The 26140-nt window shown below is 69.0% G+C and carries 23 protein-coding genes; 9 read left to right on the forward strand and 14 right to left on the reverse strand.

All coding sequences use genetic code 11. The features are described 5' to 3' along the window. Positions 1 to 56 precede the first annotated feature (56 nt). The 6 genes from J2X20_RS24865 (at position 57) to J2X20_RS24890 (ending at position 9089) form a co-directional block, all read left to right on the forward strand. Positions 57 to 1625, forward strand: coding sequence for an ABC transporter substrate-binding protein (locus tag J2X20_RS24865; protein ID WP_310271195.1), 1569 nt, complete (start codon positions 57 to 59; stop codon positions 1623 to 1625). Between the two features lie 165 nt (positions 1626 to 1790). Beyond that, positions 1791 to 3305: a DEAD/DEAH box helicase gene (locus J2X20_RS24870; RefSeq protein WP_310271198.1), complete on the forward strand. Its 1515-nt coding sequence runs from the start codon at positions 1791 to 1793 to the stop codon at positions 3303 to 3305. A gap of 5 nt (positions 3306 to 3310) precedes the next feature. Continuing rightward, positions 3311 to 3958, forward strand: a complete 648-nt coding sequence (locus J2X20_RS24875; protein WP_310271202.1) for a Rossmann-fold NAD(P)-binding domain-containing protein — start codon at positions 3311 to 3313, stop codon at positions 3956 to 3958. Then, positions 3955 to 5820 carry a bifunctional tRNA (5-methylaminomethyl-2-thiouridine)(34)-methyltransferase MnmC2/FAD-dependent 5-carboxymethylaminomethyl-2-thiouridine(34) oxidoreductase MnmC1 gene (mnmC, locus tag J2X20_RS24880; RefSeq protein ID WP_310271208.1) on the forward strand — a complete coding sequence of 622 codons (1866 nt, stop codon included), beginning with the start codon at positions 3955 to 3957 and terminating at the stop codon, positions 5818 to 5820. Before J2X20_RS24875 ends, mnmC begins: the two co-directional genes overlap by 4 nt. A 128-nt stretch (positions 5821 to 5948) precedes the next feature. Beyond that, entirely contained in the window at positions 5949 to 7241 is a 1293-nt protein-coding gene (locus J2X20_RS24885; RefSeq protein WP_409034199.1) for a methyl-accepting chemotaxis protein, read from the forward strand. Positions 7242 to 7532: 291 nt separating this feature from the next. Beyond that, a complete protein-coding gene (locus J2X20_RS24890; RefSeq protein ID WP_310271210.1) occupies positions 7533 to 9089 on the forward strand; it encodes a M4 family metallopeptidase in 1557 nt (518 codons plus the stop codon). A gap of 122 nt (positions 9090 to 9211) precedes the next feature. On the opposite strand, the gene J2X20_RS24895 is transcribed toward J2X20_RS24890, so the two are convergent. From J2X20_RS24895 to J2X20_RS24935, 9 genes are all read right to left on the reverse strand, one after another. Beyond that, a complete protein-coding gene (locus J2X20_RS24895) occupies positions 9212 to 9784 on the reverse strand; it encodes a hypothetical protein (protein ID WP_310271214.1) in 573 nt (190 codons plus the stop codon). Between the two features lie 8 nt (positions 9785 to 9792). After that, positions 9793 to 10452, reverse strand: coding sequence for a ribose-5-phosphate isomerase RpiA (rpiA, locus tag J2X20_RS24900; protein ID WP_310271217.1), 660 nt, complete (start codon positions 10450 to 10452; stop codon positions 9793 to 9795). 51 nt (positions 10453 to 10503) lie between these two features. Beyond that, on the reverse strand, positions 10504 to 12264 hold the full coding sequence (locus tag J2X20_RS24905; RefSeq protein ID WP_310271220.1) for a glycoside hydrolase family 16 protein: 1761 nt from the start codon (positions 12262 to 12264) through the stop codon (positions 10504 to 10506). Positions 12265 to 12268: 4 nt separating this feature from the next. Next, on the reverse strand, positions 12269 to 12877 hold the full coding sequence (locus tag J2X20_RS24910; protein ID WP_310271223.1) for a PEP-CTERM sorting domain-containing protein: 609 nt from the start codon (positions 12875 to 12877) through the stop codon (positions 12269 to 12271). 17 nt (positions 12878 to 12894) lie between these two features. After that, complete coding sequence (locus J2X20_RS24915; protein WP_310271226.1) at positions 12895 to 13566, reverse strand: PEP-CTERM sorting domain-containing protein; 672 nt, start codon at positions 13564 to 13566, stop codon at positions 12895 to 12897. A 188-nt stretch (positions 13567 to 13754) separates the two neighbouring features. Further along, entirely contained in the window at positions 13755 to 15236 is a 1482-nt protein-coding gene (locus tag J2X20_RS24920; protein WP_310271229.1) for a carotenoid oxygenase family protein, read from the reverse strand. Positions 15237 to 15247: 11 nt separating this feature from the next. Continuing rightward, positions 15248 to 15679 carry a DUF2141 domain-containing protein gene (locus tag J2X20_RS24925; RefSeq protein ID WP_310271232.1) on the reverse strand — a complete coding sequence of 144 codons (432 nt, stop codon included), beginning with the start codon at positions 15677 to 15679 and terminating at the stop codon, positions 15248 to 15250. 295 nt (positions 15680 to 15974) lie between these two features. Continuing rightward, entirely contained in the window at positions 15975 to 17096 is a 1122-nt protein-coding gene (locus J2X20_RS24930; RefSeq protein ID WP_310271235.1) for a 3-deoxy-7-phosphoheptulonate synthase, read from the reverse strand. A gap of 52 nt (positions 17097 to 17148) precedes the next feature. Then, a complete protein-coding gene (locus J2X20_RS24935) occupies positions 17149 to 18075 on the reverse strand; it encodes a DMT family transporter (protein WP_310271238.1) in 927 nt (308 codons plus the stop codon). A 104-nt stretch (positions 18076 to 18179) separates the two neighbouring features. Between J2X20_RS24935 and J2X20_RS24940 the strand changes: the two genes are divergently transcribed. The 3 genes from J2X20_RS24940 to J2X20_RS24950 are packed head-to-tail and all read left to right on the forward strand — an operon-like array spanning position 18180 to position 20682. Further along, the gene (locus J2X20_RS24940; protein WP_310271241.1) at positions 18180 to 19121 is read left to right on the forward strand and encodes a LysR family transcriptional regulator; all 942 of its coding nucleotides are present in this window, start codon (positions 18180 to 18182) and stop codon (positions 19119 to 19121) included. Between the two features lie 14 nt (positions 19122 to 19135). Next, entirely contained in the window at positions 19136 to 20176 is a 1041-nt protein-coding gene (locus J2X20_RS24945; protein ID WP_310271245.1) for a quinone-dependent dihydroorotate dehydrogenase, read from the forward strand. Between the two features lie 8 nt (positions 20177 to 20184). Next, the gene (locus J2X20_RS24950) at positions 20185 to 20682 is read left to right on the forward strand and encodes an outer membrane protein assembly factor BamE (protein WP_310271247.1); all 498 of its coding nucleotides are present in this window, start codon (positions 20185 to 20187) and stop codon (positions 20680 to 20682) included. 102 nt (positions 20683 to 20784) lie between these two features. Here the strand turns inward: J2X20_RS24950 and J2X20_RS24955 are convergent, their stop codons facing one another. The 5 genes from J2X20_RS24955 to J2X20_RS24975 all read right to left on the reverse strand — a co-directional run bounded on the left by J2X20_RS24955 (position 20785) and on the right by J2X20_RS24975 (position 26017). Continuing rightward, the gene (locus J2X20_RS24955) at positions 20785 to 21279 is read right to left on the reverse strand and encodes an FxDxF family PEP-CTERM protein (RefSeq protein ID WP_310271250.1); all 495 of its coding nucleotides are present in this window, start codon (positions 21277 to 21279) and stop codon (positions 20785 to 20787) included. A gap of 202 nt (positions 21280 to 21481) precedes the next feature. Continuing rightward, entirely contained in the window at positions 21482 to 23815 is a 2334-nt protein-coding gene (gene parC, locus J2X20_RS24960; protein WP_310271253.1) for a DNA topoisomerase IV subunit A, read from the reverse strand. Continuing rightward, entirely contained in the window at positions 23812 to 24465 is a 654-nt protein-coding gene (locus J2X20_RS24965) for a lytic transglycosylase domain-containing protein (protein WP_310271256.1), read from the reverse strand. Before J2X20_RS24965 ends, parC begins: the two co-directional genes overlap by 4 nt. Then, positions 24462 to 24986: a GNAT family N-acetyltransferase gene (locus J2X20_RS24970; protein ID WP_310271258.1), complete on the reverse strand. Its 525-nt coding sequence runs from the start codon at positions 24984 to 24986 to the stop codon at positions 24462 to 24464. Before J2X20_RS24970 ends, J2X20_RS24965 begins: the two co-directional genes overlap by 4 nt. A 2-nt stretch (positions 24987 to 24988) precedes the next feature. Further along, entirely contained in the window at positions 24989 to 26017 is a 1029-nt protein-coding gene (locus tag J2X20_RS24975; protein WP_310271261.1) for a histone deacetylase family protein, read from the reverse strand. Positions 26018 to 26140: the final 123 nt, after the last annotated feature.

Consider the following 26140-nt stretch of genomic DNA (forward strand, 5'->3'; position numbering starts at 1 on the left):
TGAAAGGGGCCTGCATTGCCTGCTATTGTCGCCGAGCCGCGTTTCCAGGAACTCAGATGCCCCGTCTTTTCGCCGCCCTGCTCGTTCTCGCCACCGGTCTCACCCAGGCCCAGACCCTGCGCTGGTCCAGCCAGGGCGACATGCAGACCACCGATCCGCATTCGCAGAACGAGGTCATGACCAACAGCCTGAACAACCAGGTCTACGAGACGCTGACGCGGCGAGGCAAGGACCTGGCGGCCGGCCCGGCGCTGGCGACGGAGTGGACCCAGGTCACGCCGCTGATCTGGCGCTTCAAGCTGCGCCCGGGCGTCAAATTCCATGACGGCACGCCCTTCACGGCCGACGACGTGGTGTTCTCGATGCAGCGCCTGCGCGACGAAAACTCGCCGCAGCGCGTCTATGCCAACGCGGTCGGCTCGCCCAAGGCCGTCGATCCGCTGACCGTCGTCTTCACGCTGGACAAGCCCAACCCCATCGTCCCCGAACTGCTGTCCACCCTCTTCGTCATGAGCCGCAAGTGGTGCGAGGAGCACCGCGTCGCGCGGCCACTGAACTTCAAGCAGCAGGAAGAGTCCTATGCCAGCCAGCACGCCAACGGCACCGGCCCCTTCATGCTGGTCAGCCGCCAGCCGGGCGTGAAGACGGTCTTCAAGCGCAATCCCCACTGGTGGAACAAGTTCGAAGGCAATCTGCAGGAGTTCGTCTACCTGCCCATCGGCAACGACGCGACGCGCACGGCGGCCCTCATCACCGGCGAAGTCGATTTCGTCCTCGATCCGCCGCCGCGCGACATCGCCCGGCTGCGCAGCCTGCCCGAGCTCAAGGTTGTCGACGGCCAGGAGAACCGCATCGTCTACATCGGCATGGACCAGAGCCGCGACAAGCTGCTCTACGGCCAGGCACCTGGTGACAAAAACCCGTTGAAAGACCTGCGGGTGAGGAAGGCCCTCTATCACGCCATCGATATCGAGGCCATCAAGACCAAGCTGATGAGCGGCTATTCGTCCCCCACCGGCGGCCTGACCCCTTCACCGCGCGGCGCCTATGGCGACCCCAAGCTGGAAAACCGCCTGCCCTATGACGTCGCGACCGCCAAAAAGCTGCTGGCCGAAGCCGGTTACTCGGATGGCTTCGACATCACCCTGGACTGTCCCAACAACCGCTATGTCAACGACGAGCGCATCTGCATCGCGCTGGCCAGCATGTGGGCCCAGGTCAAGGTCAGGGTCAAGGTCAACGCCATGCCGCGCACCCTGTACTTCCCCAAGATCGAGAAGTTCGACACCAGCCTCTTCCTGACCGGCTGGGGTGGCGGCTCGACCGACGCCGAGACCATGCTGACGCCGGTACTGCGCAACCGTGGCGAGCAAGGCGTGGGCGTGGCCAACTATGGCGGCATCGTCAACGCCGACGCGGATGCGTTGGCCGCCGCCTCCACCGTCGAGATCGACCCGAAAAAGCGCGAGGCCACCGTCAAGGCGGCTCTGCAGGCCTATCGCGACCAGGTCAACATCATTCCCCTGCACCGCCAGGTCATTCCGTGGGCCATGCGCAAGGAAGTCAGCATGCCCCACTCGGCCAATAACTGGGCCAGCATGGATTGGGTCACGATCCGCAAATAGTTCAGCCGCTAGAATGCATGCCAACGCCGCGCCGACAGTCTTGCGCGGCGTTTCACTTTTTAGAGCCCCCGCACGCGGCCTGGCTTGCCCGAAGACTGGTGTCGCCTCCCCGGCGGCACGGCGAGCCCCGGTGATTGTTGGCGTGCCCTCCCCTTTTAGGATTCGATGAGTTTCGACACCCTCGGCCTTGCAGCTCCGCTGCTGAAGGCCATTGCAGACGCTGGCTACACCACCCCCACCCCCATCCAGGCCCAAGCGATTCCCGCCGTCTTGAACGGCGGTGACCTGATGGCCGGCGCCCAGACCGGCACCGGCAAGACCGCCGGCTTCACCCTGCCCATGCTGCACCGCCTCGCCACCGGCGAGAAGCTGCTCAACAAGCGCGGCAAGATCGCCATCCGCGCCCTGGTGCTGACGCCCACCCGCGAACTCGCCGCCCAGGTCGAGGAAAGCGTGCAGACCTATGGCAAATACCTGCCGCTGAAGAGCATGGTCATGTTCGGCGGCGTCGGCATGCAGCCGCAGATCAACAAGCTGCGCGACGGCGTCGACATCCTCGTCGCCACGCCCGGCCGCCTGCTCGACCACGCCCAGCAAGGCACGCTCGACCTGTCGCAGGTGCAGATCCTCGTCCTCGACGAAGCCGACCGCATGCTGGACATGGGCTTCGTGCACGACATCAAGAAGGTGCTGGCCCTGCTGCCGGCCAAGAAGCAGAGCCTGCTGTTCAGCGCCACCTTCAGCGACGAGATCAAGAACCTCGCTGACCGCCTGCTGAACCAGCCGGCCCTCATCGAGGTGGCTCGCCGCAACCAGACCAACGACGCCATTGCGCAGAAGGTCCACCCGGTCGGCCGCGAGCGCAAGAAGGAGCTGCTGGCCCACCTGATCAAGGGCGGCCAGGATGGCCAACCCTGGCACCAGGTGCTGATCTTCACGCGCATGAAGCATGGCGCCAACCGCCTGACCGACTACCTGAATGACCAGGGCATCAGCGCCATGGCCATCCACGGCAACAAGAGCCAGGGCGCGCGCACCAAGGCCCTGGCCGACTTCAAGAGCGGCGACCTGACCTGCCTGGTGGCGACCGACATCGCCGCCCGCGGCATCGACATCGACCAGCTGCCCCACGTCGTCAACTTCGAGCTGCCCAATGTGCCGGAGGACTATGTCCACCGCATCGGCCGTACCGGCCGCGCCGGCGCCCAGGGCGAGGCCGTCAGCCTCGTCTGCGTCGACGAGAACGGCTTCCTGCGCGACATCGAGAAGCTCATCAAGCGCGAGATTCCCAAGGAGATCGTGCCCGGCTTCGCCCCCGATCCCAACGAGAAGGCCGAGCCCATCATCCTGGGCCGCACCGTGCTGAACCCCAATGGCAGCCGGGGCCGCAACCCCAACCCGCCGGCGCACGCCGGCCGGGGCGGACGCCCGGGTGGTGGTGGCGGTGGCCGTGGCGGCGACAACCGTGGCGGTCAACGCGACGGCGGGCGCCCCGGCGGCAAGCCCCAGGGTCACGGCGGTGGCAAGCCCGCAGCGCATGCCGGTCACGGCGGCGCCAAGCCCGCAGCCAAGCCGCATTCGCAGCATGCGCCGCGCTCGGCCGCCAGCCAGCCCAGCCGCGGCGACGGCAGCGCGCCGCGCCACAACAATGGCCCGCGCCTGACCCAACCTAAGCGTTAAAGCGCATGGCCAACTCGCCTCGTCCCGACTGGATTGCCGGCGCGACCGGGCTGGTCGGGCGGGCGCTGGCAGCCGAACTGCCAAACGGGCTGGCGCTGGTGCGCCGGCCGACAACGGGATTGCCTATCGCCACTGCCACGGTGGACTACGGCAATCCCGTTTCCTTTTCTGCGCTGCCCACGCCGGGCCGCGTCTTCATCGCCCTGGGCACGACCATGGCCCAGGCTGGTTCGCGCGAGGCCTTCCGTGCGGCGGATTTCGATGCCGTCCTCACGGTGGCCGGTGCCGCCCGCCAGGCCGGCGCGACGCATTGCGGCCTGGTGTCGGCCCTGGGCGCCAGCGCGCGCTCGGCGGTCTTCTACAACCAGGTCAAGGGCGAGGCCGAGGACGCGCTGATCGCCCTCGGCTTCGAGCGCCTCGTCATCGCCCGGCCCTCGCTGCTCGATGGCGAGCGCGAGCAGCTCGACCAGCCGCGCCGCAAGGCCGAGGCCCTGACGCTGAAGCTGGTGCGGCCGCTGGCCGGCCTCATCCCGGCCGTGTGGCGCCCGATCTCGCCGGTGCGCATTGCGCGGGCGATGCGTCTGGCGCTTGAATCACCCGGCCCCGCCGTTCGCATCATCGAGTCCGGCGAGATGCAGCGTTTGGGCCGATGAAGTCTGCGGCCGTCCCACCGGCCGAGGTCGACTTCTCCGACCCTGGCGCTCCCGTCGCTCCGGCCTTCGGCGACGTCTATCACTCACGCGCCGGCGCGCTGGCCCAGGCCCGCCATGTCTTTGTCGCCGGCAACGGCCTGCCAGCCCGCTGGAGGGGTCGCGAACGCTTCGTCGTACTGGAAACGGGCTTCGGCCTGGGCAACAATTTCCTCGCGACCTGGGACGCCTGGCGGCAAGACCCGGCGCGTTGCGAGCGCCTCGTCTTCGTCAGCGTGGAGAAGCACCCGCTGCGCCGCGAAGACCTGGTCCGAGCGCATGCCCACAGCGCCCTGCCCGAACTGGCCAGGCAACTCGTCGACCACTGGCCACCGCTGACAGCGGGCCTGCACACGCTGAACTTCGAGAGCGGCTGTGTCGAGCTGCTGCTGGGCCTGGGCGATGCCCGCGAGCTGCTGCGCGAACTGGTGCTGCAGGCCGACGCCCTCTATCTCGACGGCTTTGCGCCGCAGCGCAACCCGGAGCTGTGGGACGAATGGCTCCTCAAGAGCCTGTCCCGGCATGCGGTGCCGGGCACAACGGCTGCGACCTGGAGCATCAACCGGCCGATGCGCCGGGCCCTCGCCTCCCTCGGTTTCGAGGTCGAACTGGCTGCGGGCTTCGCCAGCAAGCCAGAGATGACCGTCGCCCGTTTCGCGCCGCGCCACCTGCCGCAGCGGCCGGCCGGGCGTGAACCACTGGCCCCTGCCGCACGCCGCGCCGTCATCGTCGGTGCCGGCCTGGCGGGCGCGGCCTGTGCGCTGGCACTGGCGCGCCAGGGCCTGGCCTGCACCGTCGTCGATGAGCTGCCCGGTGCGGCCCCGGCCAGCTCGGGCAACCCGGCAGGCCTTTTCCACGGCACCCTCAACCCCGACGACGGCCCGCATGCCCGCTTCAATCGCGCCGCGGCCCTGGCCACCCAGGCCCTGCTGGCCGAACTCGGCCTGCCGCATCAGCAGGGGCTGCTGAGGCTGGAGACGCGGCGACCACTGGACGCCATGCAGGGCGTGCCAGGCTATGTGCAGGCCCTGTCGGCCCAGGCTGCCTCGGCCCTGGCCGGCACCACCCTCGCCCATCCCGCCTGGTTCTATCCGGGTGGCGGTGCACTGGCCCCTGCTGCTTACACCCGTGCCATGCTGAACGCGAGCGGTGCCGCCCTGCTGCTGGGTCAGCATGTCGCCGCGCTGGAAGAAGCGGTCGACGGCTGGCGCCTGTTGGATGCCCAAGGCCACCTCGTCGCCGAGGCACCTCTGGTCGTGCTGGCCGGCGGCCATGCGCAACTGCCACTGCTCGGCGAGCTGGCGGCCGACCTCGTCGTTCAGCGCGGCCAGCTCACCCATCTGCCGGCCGCGCCCTGGTGCCCGGCCCTGCCCGTCGCCGGCGAGGGCTATGCCATTGCCGATGGGCAGGGCGGCCTATGGTGCGGCGCCACCACGCAGGACGGCGACCTGGACCCCAGCCTGCGCGAAGCCGACCAGGCCGACAACCTGGCCCGCTATGCCCGTCTGGCCGGCCTGGCCGCCGCGCCGCGGGCGCCACTGGCGGGCCGGGTCGCCTGGCGCCTGATCGCGCCGGATCGCCTGCCGCTGATCGGGGGCCTGGCCACGCCAGGTGAAGCCGCCGAGCAACTGCGCCTGCAGCCGCGCCGACCCGGCCTCGTCGTCTGCACCGGCCTGGCCTCGCGCGGCATCACCTGGGCGGCCCTGGCCGGCCGCCTCGTCGCAGCCCTGGCCTTGGGCTCGCCGCGGCCGCTGGAGGCCGAGCTGCTGGACGCGGTGGACCCGCTGCGCTTCGCGTTGCGCCGGCGACGCAAGCCCGGCCGGTAGCGCCGGGTTCGGGCAACTATTGCCGCTTCCGCCCCCATATCGCCCTTCCACCCCCGCGGGGCCGCCGGCACACTGCGCCGTTGATCCGGCTTGGCCGGCATTCCCTTTTATCTGATGGAGACGGCGGCATGAGCGGTTCGCAGCGATTGAAGTTGGCCCTGGGCATCATGCTCGGCGTGGTGACGGTCGGCGTCGGCGTGGCCCTGTCCGGCCTGGGCGACAACGCCGGCTCCGCCAAGGGCTGGCTGTATGCCGTGCTGGTGCTGAGCTGGGTGGCGGGCCTGTTCGGGCTGCTGGCCGGCGGCGGCTCGAGCGGCGACCTGCACGCGGCCACCGAAGCCGCCGAGGCCCTGGCCCGCTTTGACCTGACCTATTCCGTTCCACGCGGCGGCAGCGGCGATGTCGGCCGCCTGCTCGGCGCGCTGGACGACACCCAGCAGGCCCTGCAGAAGCTCATCGGCAAGGTCCGTGAGGCGTCCGACAGCATCGGCACCGCCAGCGCCGAGATCGCCACCGGCAACCTCGACCTGAGCCAGCGCACCGAGCAGACGGCCAGCAATCTGCAGAACGCCGCTTCCTCCATGTCCGAGCTGACCGGCACCGTCAAGCAGACGGCCGACGCGGCGATGACGGCCAACCAGCTCGCCAGCTCGGCGGCCTCGGTGGCCCAGCGCGGCGGCGAGGCCGTGTCCCAGGTCGTCGCCACCATGGACCAGATCAGCCAGAGCTCGCGCAAGATCAACGAGATCATCGGCACCATCGATGGCATCGCCTTCCAGACCAACATCCTGGCCCTGAACGCCGCCGTGGAAGCGGCGCGCGCCGGCGAGCAGGGCCGCGGCTTTGCCGTCGTGGCCGGCGAGGTGCGCCTGCTGGCCCAGCGCAGCGCCGAGGCCGCCAAGGAGATCAAGAGCCTCATCAGTGCCAGCGTCGAGCGCGTGGACTCCGGCACCCAGCAGGTGCAGGACGCCGGTGCGACGATGACCGAGATCGTCGCCAGCGTGCAGCGCGTGACCGACATCATCGGCGAGATCAGCGCCGCCGCCCGCGAGCAGAGCGAGGGCATCGCCGTTGTCAACGGCTCCGTCGTGCAGCTCGACCAGATGACGCAGCAGAACGCCGCCCTGGTGGAGGAATCCGCCGCCGCCGCGGAGAGCCTGCGCGAGCAGTCGGCCCGCATGGCCGAGGCCATCAGCGTGTTCAGGCTCGGCGGCGCGGCCCCGCGCTCGGCGGCGCCCAGGGCCAGGGCCCCCGCCGTTCACAAACCCGCTGCAGCGCCTGCCAAGCCCGCCGTCAAGGCAGCGGCGCCCAGGCCGGTCGCGGCAGTCGCCCCCAAGACCGCGCCGGCGGCCGCTCCCCGCCCCGCTGCAGCGCCCGCGCCGGCCCCCGCCGCGGACGACGGCGATTGGGAAACCTTCTGACGCGCGCTCAGTCCCTAACCCATCAAGCCGGGCAATGCTCGGCTTTTTCGTTTGTGAATCAGGGGCCGCCCGTCCCATGTTCAGGGGCAGGAGGGGCGCGCCCAGGCGCCATGCAGGCCGGCGTCCAAGCGCCAGGGGCCTGAGGCGGGTCAACCCTTGTTGCGCCCTCGCGCCATGCCGGGAAGTTCCCGGCGCCCGGGCCGGTCCGGGTGAGCAAAGTCATGGCAGCGCCGACCTGGCGCCCCTCCGCGGCAGACCCCGCCGCGACATCGAACCACCCAGGAGCTACAGATGTTTCGCCCCATCTTTCGCCTCGCGCTGTTGAGCGTGGCACTCGCGGCCACCGCCGCCCAGGCCCAGTCCGACCGCGCCAACGCCAACGCGTTCAAGAACCGCGCCGACGACTTCGTGCGCCAGTTCCCCGGCATGAGCATGCACGGCAACGACCACAGCTACACGCTGCGTGACCTGGTCGTCGACGCCGACGGCGGCAATCATGTGCGCCTGGACCGCACGGTGGCCGGCCTGCGTGTCATCGGTGGCGACCTTGTCGTGCAGAGCGATCGTTTCGGCAACCTGCGCACCATGCATCACAACCTGCGCTGGCGCATGGACGGCATGGCCACCAAGCCGGCCCTGAACGCCAACCGCGCCGCGATGGCCGCCATGCGAACGACGCACGGCGAGGCCGGCAAGGCCGAGCTCGTCATCTACGCCCGCGACCAGCAACCGGCACTGGCCTGGGACGTGCCCGTCTCCGGCGAGAGCGACGACGGCACCCCCTTCGAGAAGCACGTCATCATGGACGCGAACAGCGGCAGCCAGCTTGACGCCTGGGACGATATCCACACCGCGGCCGCCAACGGCACGGGCAAGACCCTGTACAGCGGCAATGTGGTGCTGACGACCAACAGCATCAGCGGCGGCTATGAGCTGCGCGATCCGACGCGCGGTGGCACGTACACCATCAACATGAACAACCGCAAGAGCGGCGGCAGCGTCATGACCGATGCCGACAACACCTGGGGCAACAACGCCACCAGCGACCTCGCCAGCGCCGGCACCGACGCCCAGTACGGCACGGCCATGACCTGGGACTATTACAAAAACGTCCACGGCCGCAACGGCATCGCCAACGACGGCAAGGGCGCCTACAACCGTGTCCACTACAACCGCAACTACGCCAACGCCTACTGGTCGGACTCCTGCTTCTGCATGACCTACGGCGATGGCGACGGCACCAGCATCAAGCCCCTGGTGTCGCTGGACGTGGCGGGCCACGAGATGAGCCACGGCGTCACCAGCCGCACCGCCAACCTCACCTATTCCGGCGAGTCCGGCGGCCTCAACGAGGGCACTTCCGACATCTTCGGCACCATGGTCGAGTTCTATGCCGGCAACGCCACGGATGCGGGCGACTACCTGATCGGCGAGAAGATCATGATCGGCGGCGGTTCGCTGCGCAGCATGGTCAAGCCCAGCAGCGACGGCGCCTCGGCGGACTGCTGGTACTCCGGCGTGGGCAACCTCAACGTGCACTACAGCTCGGGCGTGGCCAACCACTTCTTCTTCCTGCTGGCCGAAGGCACCAACAGCGCCTACGGCAACAGCCCGACCTGCATGGCCGGCAACACCCGCGTCGCCACCGGCACGGGCTCGCTGGCCGGCATCGGTCGGGACAAGGCCGCCAAGATCTGGTACCGCGCGCTGACGACCAAGTTCACCTCGTCGACCAACTACGCCGGCGCGCGTGCCGGCACCATCGCCGCCGCCAATGAGCTCTACGGCAACGGCAGCGCCGAAGCGAATGCCGTGGCCGCCGCCTGGAGCGCGGTCGGCAGGAACTGAAGCCCCTCGCCCAAGGGGTACCTTGGTCGGTCCCCCGAGGGGACGGCGATGCTTGCCGGATCGACCGGCAAGCACATCGCCAGCGCGGGCCGGCTAGGGAGCGGCCCGGCGCTCGGCCCGCATCACTCCTCTCCAGGAGAGTCGGCCGGCGCCCCTTTTTTCTGGGCATAGCTGGCCTTGCGGCCCCGCGCGGGGTACCAGACCTCGCGCTCCACCCAATGTGCGAGGCGCCCGGCCCGGTCGTTGCGCTGCTCGCGCAGCCAGCCGAGTGCAACCTCGTCGAGGACATAGACGCCGTCGCGCTCCTCGCGCAGCGGCCGGCGCCGCCGCAGCACCGCGGCCGGCATGGGCGCCTCCAGGGCGGTGGCGAGATCCTTTAGGGCAATCCAGCGCTGCGGCAGCAGTTCGTCTTCCAACACGCGGATGCGGTGCCCCTTGAAGGCATAGAAGCGCCCCTGCACGGGCCGGAAGGCCAGGGACTTCAGGCCGCGTCCCGCCGTCTCACCCAGGGCGACGAGATCGGACGCAAAGGCCCGGCCCCACAGCATCAGCGCCACCAGCAGGCCGGCCCAGCCGCTGGCCCACCACAGCAGGGCCGTCGCGGCGCCGCACACGACCGCCTTGAACAGCAGGCTGCGCCACCAATGGTGCTTCTCGTGCGAGGTCGCGTCGAACCCGAGCGACTCGCGCGGCATACGTTCTCTCAGAACTTCAGCGTCTTCACGCCATCCGCGCCACCCAGCAGGCACACGCTGGCCTTGTGGCGGGCGAACACGCCGACGGTGACGACGCCCGGCCACTGGCTGACCTCGGCCTCGAAGGCCAGCGGGTCGGTGATGGCCAGGCCCCGCACATCGAGGATGTGGCCCCCGTTGTCGGTGACGACACCGGCGCGCAGCGTCGCCTGGCCGCCCATGCGGGCGAAGCGCCGCGACAGCTGGGCTGCGGCCATGGGGATGATCTCGACCGGCAGCGGGAACTTGCCCAGGGTCTGCACGAGCTTGGATTCGTCGGCGATGCAGACGAACTGGTCGGCCAGGTCGGCCACGATCTTCTCGCGCGTCAGCGCCGCGCCGCCGCCCTTGACCATGAAGCCCCGGCCGTCGATCTCGTCGGCGCCGTCGATGTAGACGGCCAGGCGTTCCACTTCGGTCGCGTCCAGCACCTTGATGCCGTGCTTGAGGAGGCGCTGCGTCGAGCGCTCCGAACTGGAGACTGCACCGGGGATGGCGATGCCGCTGGCGGCCAGGGCATCGATGAAGCAGTCCACCGTGGAGCCGGTGCCCACGCCGAGGATCTGGCCGGTGGGGACGTAGTCCAGGGCCGCGCGGCCAACGAGTTGTTTGAGCTGGTCTTGGTTCATGGCCGGATTGTCGGGGATGGTCGCGGACGAGCCGCGCCCATCCCCTCCGGCCTACTTCATCGTGACGCGCTTGGCCGACGAGTCGGTGGCCACCTGGCTCTTACCGTCCCAGGACGTGAAGCGGTACTCGACCACGTCACCCTTCTTCAGGCCGCCCACCGTGTAGCGGCTGGCCGAGCCGTCCTGGCGCATGCGCACCGTCTGGGTCTCGCCGCCGTTGACGGTGTAGTGCACGTCCACCCAGCCCGTCGCCGTCGCGGCGAGTTCGAGGGTGGTGGCACCGGTCTGAGCCGAAGCCGTCGGCACCGCCGCCGTCTTGGCCAGGGCCGGTGCGCTGACGACCATCGGGGCCACACCGGCCACGCCCGAATCCCAGATGATGTCGTCAAAGGCCATCTGGAAGGGAGCGCCCGGATTGGAGCCGTCCACGCTGAGGAACTCGAACAGCGAGTTCATCGACTGCAGCGCGACCAGCGGCCCGGCGATCTCGGCCACCGGAATGGTGGCCGTGCCCCATTCGCCGTTGCGTACCAGGCCGTAAGCCGTGGTGTTGGCAGGGAAGGTCACCCAGCTGTGGTTGGTGTAGGTGTCCAGGATGCCGATCTTGAACGCGACATTGGCGGGCACCTTGATCTTCAGCTTGATGTTGCCGTTGCGAAAGCCGCTCATATCGTGCACCTGGCGCGACTGCACGGCGCCGCCGAACCACTGCCCCGGCGCGAAGTAGTTCAGGGCCAGCACGTTGGAGCCCTCAAACGCCGGGATGTTGCCGCCGCCCATGGAGCCGGTGTTCCAGATGAAGAAGTCTGCCGACGTGCCGAGGGCCTGGCCGTTGGTGACCGGCGTGTTGTCGGTGAAGACCCCGAACTTGCCGGCCTCCGGCGTGATGCCGACGCCCAGCTTCACCTCGCCCTTGCCGTCCAGCTCATACACGCGCACATAGTCCACGTACATGGTCGCGGGCAGCGGTGCCGTGACCTGCGCCGGCGTGGCGGCCGGCGTGAAGTTGCCGCCGACGGCCATGTTCATCAGCAGATAGAACGGCTCCTGCAGCGCGGGCGAGCCGACCGTGGAGATGGGCGCCTTGTACATGTCCAGCTCGCGGCCGTTGTCCACCAGCGTGAAGCGGATCTGCGTGTCGGTCCAGTAGAGGCGGTACAGCACGAAGCGGTTGGCCAGCGAGCGCGTGGGCGTGACCCAGTTCTTGGTCTGCCAGGCGGTGGACGCAGCGCAGCTCTCGTTGCCGGGCACGCAGGCGGCCTCGTTGAAGGTGATGACGTTGGATCCGACGAACTGGTCCGGCGACACGGCGGGCAGGCCCGCGGGCTGGCGGCCACCCTGCTCCATGATGTCGATCTCGCCCTTGCGCGGCCAGGCCTGCGGGCTGGTGCCGAGCAGCCACAGGGCCGGCCACAGGCCAACACTGACCGACGGCGTGGCCGCGCGGATTTCGATCATGCCGTACTTGACCTGCACCTTGCCGGCCGAATCGAGCTTGCCGGAGGTGAACTGGTTGGCGCCCATCACCTCGCGCTTGGCCGTGATGGCCAAGGCCCGCGTGGCGGGCTCGAAAGGCACGTTGACGATGCTGAGGTTGCCAGGGCGGTAGTACTCCAGCTCCTGGTTGCCATAACCGCACAGGCCGATCTGGCAGCCATTGCCGTCATAGGTCGACCAGAGGGTGCTGTCGAGGCTGGCAGCGTTGAATTCCTCGGACCAAAGCAGCTTGCCGATGACGGGGTTGGTGACGCTGGCGCAGGCGATGGTGCTGGCGACCAGCAGCAAGCCGCCGATGATGTGTTTGCGATTCATGGCTTCATCCTTGTTGGCGGTTGCGACGCAGGCGGGCCCCGACGACGAGGGCGCCCAGGGCCATCAGGCCGTAGGTCGAGGGTTCGGGCACGGCGGCGGCGACGGTGATGCGGGTGGCCGGCGCACCGATGAAGCCGGTGTTGACCGCCTGCCAGCTGCCGGACGACGAGAAGGCCCAGGCGGCGCTGGGCGTGTCGGTACCGCTCTGCCATTGGCCGGCGAAGCCGGCGTCGGCCTGGGTCACCAGCCAGTAGCTGCCGGCCGCCAGGTTCCAGCCGGTGGGCGTCAGTGCCGTGTTGGCCCAGGGGTCGGTCAGGTGGGTGCTGTAGAGCCAGCTGTTGCCGCTGGGCACGGCACCTGAACGGGCCATGATGCCGACGGTGATGCCGCCGACGCCGTCGATGGAGGTGAGGATGGACTGGATGGTGGTGGCGCTGCCGACGTCGAAGGCGACGGCGAGGTCCTGGCCATGACCGAGCAGGGAAGCCCAGCCGCTGACGTCATCGCCGGGACCGTAAGTGTTGATGACGACGGTGCCGGCGGCACTGGCGTGGACGGCCAGGCCGCAGAGCAGCAGGGACGCGGCGATCTTGGAGAGGGTGTGCAGTTGCATGGTGAGGCTCCTTGGCTTCAGGCGCGGCGGCGGCGGACGATGGTGCCGACGGTGGCCAAGCCGGCCAGCAGCAGGGCGTAGCTGCCGGGCTCGGGGACGGCGGCGGTGTGCAGGGCGAACTGCAGGTCGTCGACGAGGACGGCGTTGGGGCGGTTCTCCAGGATGGGACCGACGGCCGTGCCGATCTCGATGAAGACCGAGGTGGTGCCGACGGGAATCGCGGCGGCCTGGAAGCTGATCTGCGTCCAGCTGCTGGTGCTGAGCTGGCTTTGGAATTGCTGGTTCAGGGCCGTACTGATGACCCCGTTGGCGCCCATATAGCGCAGCGTGACGAAGGCGTTGCCTGTGACGCTGGCGTCGCCCTTGGCCCAGAAGCTCAGCCAGGGCGTGTCGCCGACATTGGCGGCGCCGAGCAGCGGCATGCCGCCGTGGCCGACGGAGTCCTGCAGGGCGATGGAGGCGTCAAGGCCGTTGGGGGCACTCAGCAGCAGGGCATGGCTGCCGCTGTGGGCATCACCGGACAGCGTTGCGGGGCTGTTGGTGGCCGCCGTCAGCCAGCCCGCGGCAAGCTGGCCCGGGCCGCCCGCGGTCTCGAAACCACCGTTGGCAAAGGCATTCGTCGTGGCCGCGCCGGCGGTGCCGGCCAGCGTCAGCGCGGCTATTGCCACGCAGGTCTTCAGATTCAGCATTGGTCGTCTCCATGGTTTTGAAGGGGAAATAGCAATCCCGGAACGAGGCGACGACGAACTGCTGCCGGCCGCCGAAAGTGAAAGCGCTTTCTGAAAGCGCTTTCAACAAACGGCGCGACCATAGGGGGCTTGCAAAAGCCTGTCAATGTGGAGTCCCCTGCCCTGGCCGGGATCAGGGGACAAGCCCGTCAGGCGGAATAGAACTTGCCGTGGAAGCCGTAGGGCACGGCATAGGGCAGCCAGGCGCGGGCCAGCGGGCCGTCGGCCAGGCGCAGGGCATCGAAGACGCTGAAGAAGCTGCGCCGGCGCTTGACGTCGTAACCCATGCCGACCAGCCAGCCCTCGCCTTCCTGGGTGCTGCCGGGCCTGGGCACCAGCACGTGCTCCTCGACGACGGTGTCCATGCCGAAGCTGAAGCGCTCGCGGGCCCCGCTCTCGATGTCCAGCCGCATCAGGCCGTTGAAACCCCAGCGCGCGCCGGTCTCTAAGGCCGTGGGGTACCAGACGAAGCGATGGCGCTGGGCGACGACGCGTGGGTCGACGACGGGAAACTCGACGGCCTCGTCGCGCGTGGCCAGCTGCAGCCGGCCGCCTTGCAGGTCGATCTCCAGCACCCGCGGCGTGGACGCCTCCCGCCCCGTGCGCTGGCCGCGCATCATCTTCTCGGCGCCGGCATTGAACTCCGGCAGCGGCACGCCCTGCACATAGTCGACGCGCAGCAGGCGGCCGTCGTCCCAGGCATTGCCGAAATGGAAGACGTGGGCAGCCGGCATCTCGAAGACGCGCCGGCGCGAGAAATCGGCCTTGTCGACGACGAGGACGCGGGTGGGTTGGTCGGCGCCCCAGCGCATGGCTTCCAGCATGGACTGGCCGGCGCGCACGGCAGCGGCGTCCAGCTTGATGGGGGCGAGCAGGAAGACGAGATGGCGCTGCGACACGGCGAAGTCGTGCAGCATGGCCGGTGCGTCGATGTCGTCCAGCACCGCATGGCGACGCACGCTGCCGCCGGCATCGATCTGGTACAGGGCCAAGCGGCCGTTGGCGGTGCCGAAGTTCCACACCGTGCCGTCGGGCTCGACCTTGGGATGGGCCGAGAAGGGCATGCCGCGCAGCTCGGGCGCCCAGGTCTTGACGCCGCGCGTGGCCAGCGTGGCCGGATCCAGCTCGTAGGCGCTGCCGCCTTCCCACAGCGCGTAGAGGTGCTCGCCCTGCAGCAGCACGCTGGTGTTGGCGGCGTTGACGCTGTCGGGGCCGCGCACCGGGCGCTCGGACTTGATGGCCGTGCCGAAGGCGGGCAGCAGGAAGCGGCCGGCTTGCTGCTCGGCGCGGAACTTGTCGGTCTGCACGAAGCGGGCGCTGTGGCTGGCGCGGCCATCGGCCAGCGTCCAGGACTGCACCAGGCCGTCGCCGTCGAACCAATGGCGGTAGCGCTGGTCGCCCCGCTGCATCAGGCCCGGGCCGTTGCGGAAATAGCGGCCGCGTAAAGCCGCGGGTAGCCGCCCTTCCACGACGGCCTGGGCGCCGAGGCTCTCACCGCCCAGGCCGCGCAGCGGCGCGAGCTCGGGCGCATCGGCCGCGAAGGCGTCGGCCGGCAGGCCCAGGGCCAGCAGCTCGGGGCTGAGGCCACCTGCCAGCAGCGCGGTCAGCAGGGAACGACGGGTCGTGCTCATGGCCGCCTCCCTTAGTTCAGCTTGACCTTGACCGGCGTGCCGGCCATCGGTGTCACGACGGCCTGCTCGAACTGCGGCGGGCCGAAGTTGCCGGCGGCGTTGTTGGAGAAGCCGAAAGGCTCGACCGGGATGCCCATGGCGTTCATGTCAAGGCGGCCATTGGCGTTGGCGTCCTGGAACAGGCTGATGGCCAGCGGGCCGTCGGGCAGGTCCTTGAGCACGACACTGAACTTGCCGCTGGCGGCCTCGGGCCCGAGGGCGAAGCGACGGCCGCTCTGCGGCTGGCGCAGCCAGCTCGCCGGCTCGGTGAAGACGGCCACCATCAGGGTGGCACCCTGCAGGCGCGTGGCGTCCAGGCCCTCGACCTCGAGGGTGACGTCGGCGGCCTGGCTGCACAGCGGCAGCAGGGCCAACAGGGCGGCAGTGGCAAGAGCTTTGTTCATGGCGGTCTCCAGGTTCAGCAGTGGGAATGGCTGAATGATGGAAACCGCCCCGCCTCAGCGCGAGCGCGCTGCGACGGGTGGGCGGGAATGGGCGCGAATGGCACCCGGACGGCGTCAGTCGTTCGCCGTGCGATCCCTGTTTGGCTGTCCTGCGGGCCGAGCGCCGGGCCGCTCCCTAGCCGGACCGCGCTGGCGATTTGCTTGCGGCTCGATGCCGCAAGCATCGCCGTCCCCTCGGGGGACCGACCAGACTGCCCGCGTTCAGCGAGGCAAGACTGGGCGAGGGGCCGCTCGATCAGCCGCGGCGCTTCTGGACGGCGGCGGCGAGTTCGCGCAGCAGCGGCTCGGTCTGGGCCCAGCCCAGGCAGGCGTCGGTGATGGACACACCGGGCTTGAGGTCGGCCTTAGTCTGGCCTTCCGCCAGGTCCTGGCGGCCCGGCTGCAGATGGCTTTCGATCATGACGCCGGTGATGCGCGCATCGCCTCCCGCGATCTGACCCGCGACGTCGCGGCCGACGTCGACCTGGCGCTCGTACTTCTTGCTGGAGTTGGCGTGCGAGAAGTCGATCATGACCTGCTCGCGCAGGCCCGAGGTCTTCAGCGCATCGCAGGCCGCGTTGACGGAAGCCGCGTCGTAGTTGGGCGCCTTGCCGCCGCGCAGGATGACGTGGCAGTCCTGGTTGCCGCGGGTCTCGAAGATGGCGGCCGTGCCCATCTTGGTCATGCCCATGAAGGCATGGGCGCTGCTGGCGGCCAGCACGGCGTCGCTGGCGACCTTGATGCCGCCGTCGGTGCCGTTCTTGAAGCCGACCGGACAGGAGAGGCCCGAGGCCAGCTGGCGGTGGCTCTGGCTCTCGGTCGTGCGCGCACCGATGGCGCCCCAGGCGATGAGGTCGGAGATGTATTGCGGCGACAGCAGGTCCAGGAACTCGGTGCCGGCCGGCAGGCCCAGGCCGTTGACGTCCAGCAGCAGCTGGCGGGCCAGGCGCAGGCCCTCGTTCATGTGGAAGCTGCCGTCCAGGCGCGGGTCGTTGATATAGCCCTTCCAGCCCACCGTCGTGCGCGGTTTCTCGAAGTAGACGCGCATGACGATCAGCAGGTCGCGGCTCAGCTCGTCGCGCGCCGTCTTCAGCAGACGGGCGTAGTCCATCGCCTGGTCGTGGTCGTGGATGGAGCAGGGGCCGACGATGACGAGCAGGCGGTCGTCGCGGCCATGCAGCACGTCGCTGATCTGCTGGCGGGCTTTTTCGACCAGCTCCAGCGTCGCGTCGGGGATGGGCAGCTCTTCCAGCAGCAGGGCCGGGCTGATCAGGGCGCGCACGGCGCCGATGCGGGTGTCGTCGGTGCGCGTGGTGTCGCGGGTCTCGTCGCGGGAGCCGGCTTCGCGGTCGTGGTGGGGGTCGTCGAGAGGTTTCATTGCAGGGCTCCAGGCAAGCCCCGCATTTTGCCGGCTCTCTCGAGCCGTCGGTTCACCGCTTGGCAGCCGCAAAGCACACGGCCAGCGCAGAGAGCCCAAAACCAGCCAGGGCCAGCGGCTCCAGGCGCTCGCCGAGCAGTACGAAACCCATCAATGCCGACACGCCCGGGATCAGAAAGAACAGCCGCGCCACCTGCCCCGCCTGGCCCCGGCGGATCATGATGAACATCAGGCTGAAGGCGCCGATGGAGTTGACCAGGCCCAGCCACAGCCAGGAGCCGATCAGTTCGGGCGCCCAGTCGATGGCGAAGTGTTCGGTGGGCCAGGCGACTGCAGCGACCGCCAAGGCGGAGACGGCCATTTGCACGCCGGCGCCGCTGCGCAGGTCCATATGGGCGCAGAAACGCTTCTGGTAGAGGGTGCCCGCCACCAGGCCCAGCAGGCCCAGGCCGGCCACGGCATAGGCCGTCCAGGCGCCGTTCAGCGGCTTGTCGGCGATGACCAGGCCGACGCCGGCCAGGCCGCCCAGCAGGGCCAGCATCTGGCGGCGGCTGATGCGCTCGGCCAGCCACAGATGGGCGCCCAGGGCCGTGGCCAGCGGCATCAGGCCGATCAGCAGGCCGGCCACACCGGCGCTCAGCCCCCATTGCAGCGCGAAGTAGATGCAGGAGAAGTGCAGCACCTGCATCAGCAGGCCGACGACAGCCAGATGCGCCCAACCGCGAGCGCGGTGCGGCCAGGGTGCGCCCGTGGTCATGGCAACGGCCAGCAACACGACGGCGGCCAAGCCAAAGCGCAGCGTCAGCAGCGTCAGCGGCCCGGTATGGGGCAAGGCCAACTTGCCGGCCACATAGCCGCTGCTCCACAGCAGGATGAACAACAGGGGCAGGCTGGACGCCGCAGCGGCGCTCAGCAGCCGATCGAAGGTACTGGGGCGGAAGGACCGGGCCGCGCAAGGCGACAGGACGGTGGTGGACATGGCGACGACTCCTTGGAGAGACATGGCCACACTCTAGAAACCGCCGATCCAAGACACAATCCAGTCAAAATTCGATTCAGAGTTTCCAAACGGAGTCCAATCAAATGGGACGCCTCGAAGATCTGCAAGCCTTCGCCCGCGTTGTCGACGCGCGCGGCTTCTCCGCTGCCGCGCGCCTGCTGGGCACCACCAAGTCGGCCGTCAGCAAACAGGTCGTGCGGCTGGAAGACCAGCTCGGCACGCGGCTGCTGCATCGCACGACGCGCAGCGTCAGCCCCACGGCCGAAGGCCGCGCCGTCTACGACCGCGCGCTGCGGCTGCTGGAAGAGTCGCTGGCGCTCGAGACCGAGCTGGCCGGCCGCCGCGACGAGCCGCGCGGCGTGTTGCGGCTGTCGGTGTCCACGGCCTTTGGCAATCTGCAGTTCACGGCGCTGATGGCCGAGTTCTGCGCGCGCCACCCGCAGATCGACGTCGTGCTGGGCCTGAACGACCGCTATGTGGATCTGGCCGAAGAAGGCTTTGATGTCGTGCTGCGCCTCACGCACAAGCCCTCCGATGGCCTGGTGGCACGGCGCCTGGCGGCCATCCGCTTCGTGCTCTGCGCGGCACCGGTCTATCTTCAGTCCCATGGCGAGCCGCAGACCGTGGCCGACATTGCCGGCCACCGCTGTCTGCGCTTTGGTTATCTGCAATCGCCCGACCGCTGGCGTTTCCGGCATGCCGATCACGGCGAAGCCGAGGTCGAGACCCGCGGCGCCATGCGCTTCGAGAGCGGGCTGACAGCCAACAGCAGCGAATCCCTGCGCGTGGCGGCCCTGGCCGGCCTGGGCCTGGCCGTGCTGCCCACCTATGCCGTGGGCACCGATCTGCACGCGGGGCGGCTCAGGGTGGTCCTGCCCGATTGGCAACCGGTGGGCGGCCTGGCCGATGCCGACACCCTTTACGCCGTCTACCTGCCCAGCCGCCACCCGGCGCCCAAGGTCAGGGCCTTGATCGACTTCATGCTGGAGAAAATGGGCGATATCCCTCCTTGGGATCGCGGCTGAGAGAATCGCGGGCTATGCCGCTGATCCCCTATGCCCTCGCCCGCCCCTTCCTCTTCGGCCTCGACCCCGAACAAGCCCACGAACTGACGCTGGACGGCATCGCGAAGCTTCAGAACACGCCGGCCCAGTGGCTGTGGTGCGGCGAGCGCGTCAGCGACCCGGTGACGATAGCCGGCCTGCGCTTTCCCAACCGCATCGGCCTGGCCGCCGGCCTGGACAAGAACGGCCGCTGCATCGACGGCCTGGGCGCCATGGGCTTCGGCTTCATCGAAGTGGGCACGGTGACGCCCAAGGGCCAGCCCGGCAACGACAAGCCGCGCATGTTCCGCCTGCCCGAGGCCAACGCGCTGATCAACCGCCTGGGCTTCAACAACGAGGGCCTGGCCAGCTTCATCGCCAACGTGAAGCGCGCCCACAGCTTCCGCAAGGCCGGCGGCATCCTGGGCCTGAACATCGGCAAGAACGCCGCCACACCCATCGAGAACGCGGCCGACGACTACCTGCTCGGCCTGGAGGGCGTGCATCCCCATGCCGACTACATCACCGTCAACATCTCCAGCCCCAACACCAAGAACCTGCGCGCCCTGCAGAGTGACGAGGCCCTGGACGCCCTGCTCGGCGCCCTGCAAAAGCGCAAGCAGCAGCTCGACGCCCAGAGCGGCCGGCGCGTGCCGATGTTCGTCAAGATCGCCCCCGACCTGGAGGAAGACCAGGTCGCCGTCATCGCCCAGACGCTGAAGGCCAACGGCATCGACGGCGTCATCGCGACCAACACGACGATCGCCCGCGACAAGGTCCAGGGCCTGGCCCACGCCAACGAGATGGGCGGCCTGTCCGGCGCGCCGGTCTTCGAGGCCAGCAACCGCATCATCCGCCTGCTGCGCACGGCTCTGCCGGCCGGCTATCCCATCATCGGCGTGGGCGGTGTGATGAGCGGCGCCGATGCCCGCGCCAAGATCGATGCGGGCGCCGACCTTGTGCAGGTCTACACCGGCCTCATCTACAAGGGTCCGGCCCTCGTCAGCGACTGCGCGAAGGCCCTGGCCAAAGCCTGAGTCCCCCCATGCGCCTCGCCGCCCTCGCCCTGTGCACCGCGCTGCTCGCGGGCTGCGCGACGCCGGACCGCGATGCGCGGCTGCAACCCGGTGTCAGCCGCGAGGCCGAGGTGGTCGCCCTCTACGGCCAGCCCGGGCGCGTCTGGCCCGAGGCCGATGGCGGCCGCACGCTGGAGTATTCGAGCCAGCCCATGGGCCGGCATTGCTATATGGTCCGCCTCGCCGCCGACGGCCGGCTGGTGGGCGTCCAGGACGGCCTCTCTCCGGCGGGCCGCGCCCTCATCCAGCCCGGCATGGCGCCCGAGCAGGTCAGCCGCCTGCTGGGCCGCGAGCGCACACGGGTGTTCTTCCGGCTCAGCGGCGAGGACGTCTGGGACTGGACCATCGAGCCTGATCAGACGGGCTATGGCATGCGCTTCAACGTCCATTTCAAGGACGGAGTCGTCGCGCGCACGACGCAGAGCATGGTATTTCCGAGCCGGCTCTTCCCCGGCTTCGATGACTGACGGCGACGCCCATGAAAAAGCCCTGGAGCCGCAGGGCTGCCAGGGCCGATGGTCGAGTCGCCTGCCTGCCCGCTCTCCTGAAGCGCGCAGGCAGTCGCCCGTTCAGTCGCGACGACGACGCGAGGCGAGGAAACCGATGACGCCCAGGCCCGCAGCCAGCAGGGCATAGGTCTCGGGTTCCGGCACCGGGGCCGCAGTGGCCGCGGAGCTGATCACATAGCTGGCACCGGCAGGCGCGCCGCCCAGCACCGAGTAGTAGTAGTTGCCGGAAGCGAGGGACACCGTGTGCACGGCGGGCGTGCCACTGAATGTCCAGGCGCCGATGCCGACGTCGTCACCCGTGCCCTTCAGGCCGTCGGCACCGAAGGAATACAGGCTGTAGGCACCGCCAACGACGGCACCGAAGGACACGACACTGCTCGCCACGCTGGATTGGGAACCCAGCCAGAACGAGAAGGTGTCGAAGATTACGCCGCCGGCCGTGCCGCCGACGCCAACTTCGAGCAGGTCATGGTTGCCCCAGTTGGTGTCAGCCGCGTAGCTGCTCAGCGTGGTTAGTGCCACCGCGGACGCGGCGACTATGGTTTTCAATTTCATTGCGTAGCTCCTGACTTTGACGGTCAAGCACAACCGCCGGAAATCATTGTGCGGTGCAGCGAAGCCGCGTGAAGGGTTTGGATACCCCCTGGGCTAGGGAGGCCTCCTAGCCATGTTGTAGCAAGTTGTTAACCACCGCCCCAGCTTTGTCAGATGTGCACCAAGTCACGGCGACCTGACACCATTGTCGAGCGCATGCACCTCACTCGGCCGTCAGACGCGCGACCTTCTGCAGACCGTCAACGGCCTTGCCCTTGCGCGCCCGCTTGCCGGCATGGGCCGCCAGGGACTGATTTTTCAGCAGCTCCTCGCGCGGCTTGCCTCCACGGCCGCTGCCGAGCACGCGCAGCTGGGTCGTGAAGCAGGCGATGGACGCGATGCTGTCCTTGGCTTCGAGGTCCATCAGCATCAGGCCCTTGCCACCCTTGGGCTGGTGCTTGAGTTCATCAAGCGGGAAGCTCAGCAGGCGCCCCTGGGCGCTCAACACGCCGAGCTGCAAGGCGACGGCGTCGCCAGGCACGGCCGCCAGCAGCGGTGTTTCGCCATCGTCCAGGCTGAGGAAGGTTTTGCCGGCCTTCTGGCGGCCTACCAGGTCGCCGATCTGGGCGATCAGGCCATAGCCCGTGCTGCCGGCCATGACCAGCCGCTGCGCCGGCGCTCCAGCGACGTAATGGGCGATCTGGCTGCCGGTTTCGAGCTCGATCATGGTCGTGATGGGCTGGCCATCGCCGCGGCCTCCGGGCAGGGTCGAGACCGACACGGAATAGACGCGGCCGTTGCTGCCCATGACGATGAGGGGGTCGACGCTGCGGCAGCGGAAGGCCCCCCACAGCGCATCGCCGGCCTTGAAGGTCTGGGCGGAGACGTCGACCTCATGGCCCTTGAGGGCCCGCACCCAGCCCTTCTGGCTGACGATGACGGTGACGGGCTCGTCGACGATCTTCACTTCCGCAACGATGCGCTTCTCTGCCTGGATCAGCGTGCGGCGGTCGTCGCCGTACTGCTTGGCATCGGCCTCGATCTCCTTGACGACGGTGCGGCGCAGCGCGGCATTGCTGCCCAGGATGTCTTCGAGCTTGCTGCGCTCGTCGCGCAGCTTGGAGAGCTCCTGCTCGATCTTGATGGCTTCCAGGCGGGCCAGCTGGCGCAGCCGGATTTCGAGGATGTCCTCGGCCTGGCGGTCGCTGAGCTTGAAATGCTCGATCAGCGCCGGCTTGGGCTCGTCGGACTCGCGGATGATGCGGATGACTTCCTCGATGTTCAGCAGCACCAGCTGCCGGCCTTCGAGCACGTGGATGCGGTCGTTGACATGGGCCAGACGGTGCTCGGTGCGGCGACGCACCGTCGTCTGGCGGAAACCCACCCATTCGGTCAGCACCTCGCGCAGGCTCTTCTGCGTCGGCCGGCCGTCGGCGCCGATCATGGTCAGGTTGACCGAGGCACTGCTTTCCAGGCTGGTGTGGGCCAGCAGGGCATTGATGAGGTCCTGCTGCTCGACGGTGCGGCTCTTGGGCTCGAAGACGATGCGTACCGCCGCGTCCTTGCTGGACTCGTCGCGCACGCCGTCCAGCACCGCCAGCAGGCTGGCCTTGAGCTGCAGCTGCTCGGCCGACAGCGTCTTCTTGCCGGCCTTGACCTTGGGGTTGGACAGCTCCTCGATCTCCTCCAGCACCTTCTGGGCGCTGGTGCCATGGGGCAGCTCGGTGACGACGAGCTGCCACTGGCCGCGGGCCAGGTCCTCGATCTTCCAGCGCGCGCGCAGCTTGAGGCTGCCACGGCCGGCGGTGTAGGCCGCGCGGATATCTTCGGCGGCGCTGATGAGCTGGCCGCCGCCGGGGAAGTCGGGGCCGGGCACCAGGTCGAACAAGGCGTCGTCGGACAGCTTGTCGTCCTTCAGCAGCGCGACGGCCGCGGCGGCCACCTCGCGCAGGTTGTGGCTGGGGATCTCGGTCGCCAGGCCCACGGCGATGCCGCTGGCGCCGTTCAGCAGCGCAAAGGGCAGGCGCGCCGGCAGCTCGACGGGCTCCTGCAGACGCCCGTCGTAGTTGGCACGGAAGTCCACCGTATCCTCGTCGATCTCGTCCAGCAGCAGGCGGGCGATCGGAGCCAGGCGGGCTTCCGTGTAACGCATCGCCGCCGCACCGTCGCCATCGCGGCTGCCGAAGTTGCCATGGCCGTCGATGAGCGGATAGCGCAGCGAGAAGTCCTGGGCCATGCGCACCAGGGCGTCGTAGACAGACTGGTCGCCATGGGGGTGGAAGTCGCCCAGCACGTCGCCGACGACCTTGGCGCCCTTGACGGGCTTGGCGCCGGAGTTGCCCGTCCAGCCCAGGCCCAGCTGCTTCATCGCATACAGGATGCGGCGCTGCACCGGCTTCTGGCCGTCGGCATAGGAGGGCAGCGCCCGCCCCTTGACGACGCTGAGGGCGTACTCGAGATAGGCCTGCTGGGCGTAGGCCGCCAGCGTCAGCGCGTTGCTGTCATCGCCGCCACCGTCGGTGGGGCCGTTGAAGTCGATCGTGGTCTGGGAACTCATGGATGCAAGGTCAAGCGCTGCGCACGGGCCGGCTGGCTCTGTTGCAGCAGAGCCCAGTACAGCTCGAGGACGAGATGCACATGGGCCTGGGTTTCGTCGATATCGGGCACACGGTTGCCGGCGCGGCGCACGGCGCCCTCGCCGGCATTCCAGGCCGCCAGGGCCGCATCAATGCGGCCGAAACGGCGCATCAGGTCGGCCAGCATGCGGGCACCGGTGTGGATGTTGATGCGGGGTTCGATAAGGCGGGCAGCGTCTGCCGGCGTCGCATAGCGGCTGGCCGTCTCGGGCGTGATCTGCATCAGGCCGGTGGCGCCACGCGGCGACACGGCGTTGCGCTGGTAGCCGGATTCGACCGCGATGATGGCCTTCAGCAGGTCGGCATCCACGCCATGCTGGGCGGCGGCCTCGCGCACCCAGGGTTGCACAGCCTTCACTTCGGGCGCGATGTCCAGCCAATTCAGCAGGGCCGGGCCGGCGTCGGTCTTGCCCGGCACGCGCTGCATGCCGACGCTGCCCAGCACAGGGGCATAGCGCGCGTCGAGCTGGCGCGGCGCGAAGTGGGCCACGCCGGTGGCGTCCACATAGCCCCACAGGTCGGCATGGGCCGGCAGCGAGATGGCGAGCAGGAACAGCCAGGCGAACTTCATGCAGCCTCCAGCCCGAGGGCGACACGGGCCTGGTATTCGCGGTCCAGCAGCGACATGACGATCAGCGAGTCATAGCCGTCGGCGCCGTCGACGGTCACGCGCACGCTCTCGCGCAGCCGCCCTTCCTCGACAAAACCTTCGCTCTGATAGAGCTTGAGGGCGCGGGTGTTCAGCGCCTTCACGTCCAACCAGAAGCGGTGGGCCTTGAATTGCGTGAAGGCCATGGCCTTGAGCTGGCGCACCGCTGAGCGGCCCAGGCCCCGGCCCTTGGGCTGCAGCACCAGGCGCTTGAGCTCCATCGAGCCATTCGGGTTGCGGCAGCCCTGCAGGATGACAAAGCCGATGCGCTCCAGTTGATCACCCTCTTCGACGATGAAATGGCGCGAATCGGGAAAGCGGATCGCGCCCTCGTGCTGGGGCCGCTCCCATGGCGTGATGAAGGGCAGATTGGTGCCATCGCGCTCCAGCGAGACGACCCAATCGAGGTCGGACAGCATGGTGGGACGCAGCCTCAGGCTCATGCTCAGCCTTCGAAACCGCCAAGCACGGCGACCACATTGCGGCCGATGGCCTCGGTGGCATAGCCGCCTTCCTGGATGAAGAGGGTTGGTGCGCCGAAGGCGGCCAGGCGCCGTCCCATGCGGCGGAACTCGGGCTCATCCAGTTTGAAGTGGGAGATCGGGTCGCCGCCATAGGTGTCGACGCCCAGGGACACGACCAGAAGCTCGGGCCTGTAGGCCGTCAACCGCGCCAGCGCCTGCTCCAAGGCGGCAAACCAGTCCTCGTTGGCCACATCCACCGGCAGCGGGAAGTTGGCGTTGCAGCCGGCGCCCTCGCCCGCACCGGTCTCGTCGGCGTGGCCGAGGAAGAAGGGGAATTCGGTGCGCGGGTCACCATGGACGCTGGCGTAGAAGACGTCGGCGCGGTCGTAGAAGATGGCCTGGGTGCCGTTGCCGTGGTGGTAGTCCACGTCCAGGATGGCGACGCGCTTCAAGCCGGCGTCGCGCGCGGCCTGGGCGGCGACGGCGGCGTTGTTGATGAAGCAGTAGCCGCCGAAGAAATCGGCACCCGCGTGGTGGCCGGGTGGGCGCGTCAGCACATAGACCGAACGCTGGCCAGCCAGCACCAGGTCCAGCGCCGTCAACGAGGCCTGGGCGCCGGCATAGGCCGCGGCCCAGCTGCCGGCGGTCAGCGGCGTGCCGCTGTCCATGGAATACAGGCCCAGGCGGGCGGCGAAGCTGGCGGGCTCGACGTCGCTGCGCAGCGTGCGTACTGGCCAGACGGCCGGAAAGGCGTCGCCCTCCCCGCCGGTAGCCAGCCACTCGGTGTGTGCGCCTGCTATGAAGCGCAGATAGCGCGCAGCATGCACGCGCTCCAGCGGCGCGCGGCCATGGTCGACGGGGACCAGCACCTCGCCGAGGCCGGCCTTCTGCACGGCCCCCAGGATGTAGTCGGCCCGAGCCGGCACCTCGAAGGCGGGCACCAGGCGGCCGCGAAAGAACTCATGCGTGGCCGCGTGCTGAGCGTGGCCGGCGTTGTAGACCGTCTGCATCAGCCCTCCTGCGGCGAATGCGCGCAGCCGGCCGCACCCGCGGGGCGGGCGCAAACGGTCGGTCGGGGGCGCAATTCGGGGGCGTTCATCAGGCGCGGGATTGTGCCGCGCTTTGAATCCACG

The organism is Roseateles saccharophilus (genome assembly GCF_031458095.1).
In the GTDB taxonomy this organism is placed as follows: Bacteria; Pseudomonadota; Gammaproteobacteria; order Burkholderiales; family Burkholderiaceae_C; genus Pelomonas; species Pelomonas saccharophila_A.

Bases quoted from the DNA above. Each gene is read 5' to 3' on its own strand.
- J2X20_RS24865 (WP_310271195.1), top strand. From the start codon at position 57: ATGCCCCGTCTTTTCGCCGCCCTGCTCGTTCTCGCCACCGGTCTCACC.
- J2X20_RS24870 (WP_310271198.1), top strand. From the start codon at position 1,791: ATGAGTTTCGACACCCTCGGCCTTGCAGCTCCGCTGCTGAAGGCCATT.
- J2X20_RS24875 (WP_310271202.1), top strand. From the start codon at position 3,311: ATGGCCAACTCGCCTCGTCCCGACTGGATTGCCGGCGCGACCGGGCTG.
- mnmC (WP_310271208.1), top strand. From the start codon at position 3,955: ATGAAGTCTGCGGCCGTCCCACCGGCCGAGGTCGACTTCTCCGACCCT.
- J2X20_RS24885 (WP_409034199.1), top strand. From the start codon at position 5,949: ATGAGCGGTTCGCAGCGATTGAAGTTGGCCCTGGGCATCATGCTCGGC.
- J2X20_RS24890 (WP_310271210.1), top strand. From the start codon at position 7,533: ATGTTTCGCCCCATCTTTCGCCTCGCGCTGTTGAGCGTGGCACTCGCG.
- J2X20_RS24895 (WP_310271214.1), bottom strand. From the start codon at position 9,784: ATGCCGCGCGAGTCGCTCGGGTTCGACGCGACCTCGCACGAGAAGCAC.
- rpiA (WP_310271217.1), bottom strand. From the start codon at position 10,452: ATGAACCAAGACCAGCTCAAACAACTCGTTGGCCGCGCGGCCCTGGAC.
- J2X20_RS24905 (WP_310271220.1), bottom strand. From the start codon at position 12,264: ATGAATCGCAAACACATCATCGGCGGCTTGCTGCTGGTCGCCAGCACC.
- J2X20_RS24910 (WP_310271223.1), bottom strand. From the start codon at position 12,877: ATGCAACTGCACACCCTCTCCAAGATCGCCGCGTCCCTGCTGCTCTGC.
- J2X20_RS24915 (WP_310271226.1), bottom strand. From the start codon at position 13,566: ATGCTGAATCTGAAGACCTGCGTGGCAATAGCCGCGCTGACGCTGGCC.
- J2X20_RS24920 (WP_310271229.1), bottom strand. From the start codon at position 15,236: ATGAGCACGACCCGTCGTTCCCTGCTGACCGCGCTGCTGGCAGGTGGC.
- J2X20_RS24925 (WP_310271232.1), bottom strand. From the start codon at position 15,679: ATGAACAAAGCTCTTGCCACTGCCGCCCTGTTGGCCCTGCTGCCGCTG.
- J2X20_RS24930 (WP_310271235.1), bottom strand. From the start codon at position 17,096: ATGAAACCTCTCGACGACCCCCACCACGACCGCGAAGCCGGCTCCCGC.
- J2X20_RS24935 (WP_310271238.1), bottom strand. From the start codon at position 18,075: ATGTCCACCACCGTCCTGTCGCCTTGCGCGGCCCGGTCCTTCCGCCCC.
- J2X20_RS24940 (WP_310271241.1), top strand. From the start codon at position 18,180: ATGGGACGCCTCGAAGATCTGCAAGCCTTCGCCCGCGTTGTCGACGCG.
- J2X20_RS24945 (WP_310271245.1), top strand. From the start codon at position 19,136: ATGCCGCTGATCCCCTATGCCCTCGCCCGCCCCTTCCTCTTCGGCCTC.
- J2X20_RS24950 (WP_310271247.1), top strand. From the start codon at position 20,185: ATGCGCCTCGCCGCCCTCGCCCTGTGCACCGCGCTGCTCGCGGGCTGC.
- J2X20_RS24955 (WP_310271250.1), bottom strand. From the start codon at position 21,279: ATGAAATTGAAAACCATAGTCGCCGCGTCCGCGGTGGCACTAACCACG.
- parC (WP_310271253.1), bottom strand. From the start codon at position 23,815: ATGAGTTCCCAGACCACGATCGACTTCAACGGCCCCACCGACGGTGGC.
- J2X20_RS24965 (WP_310271256.1), bottom strand. From the start codon at position 24,465: ATGAAGTTCGCCTGGCTGTTCCTGCTCGCCATCTCGCTGCCGGCCCAT.
- J2X20_RS24970 (WP_310271258.1), bottom strand. From the start codon at position 24,986: ATGAGCCTGAGGCTGCGTCCCACCATGCTGTCCGACCTCGATTGGGTC.
- J2X20_RS24975 (WP_310271261.1), bottom strand. From the start codon at position 26,017: ATGCAGACGGTCTACAACGCCGGCCACGCTCAGCACGCGGCCACGCAT.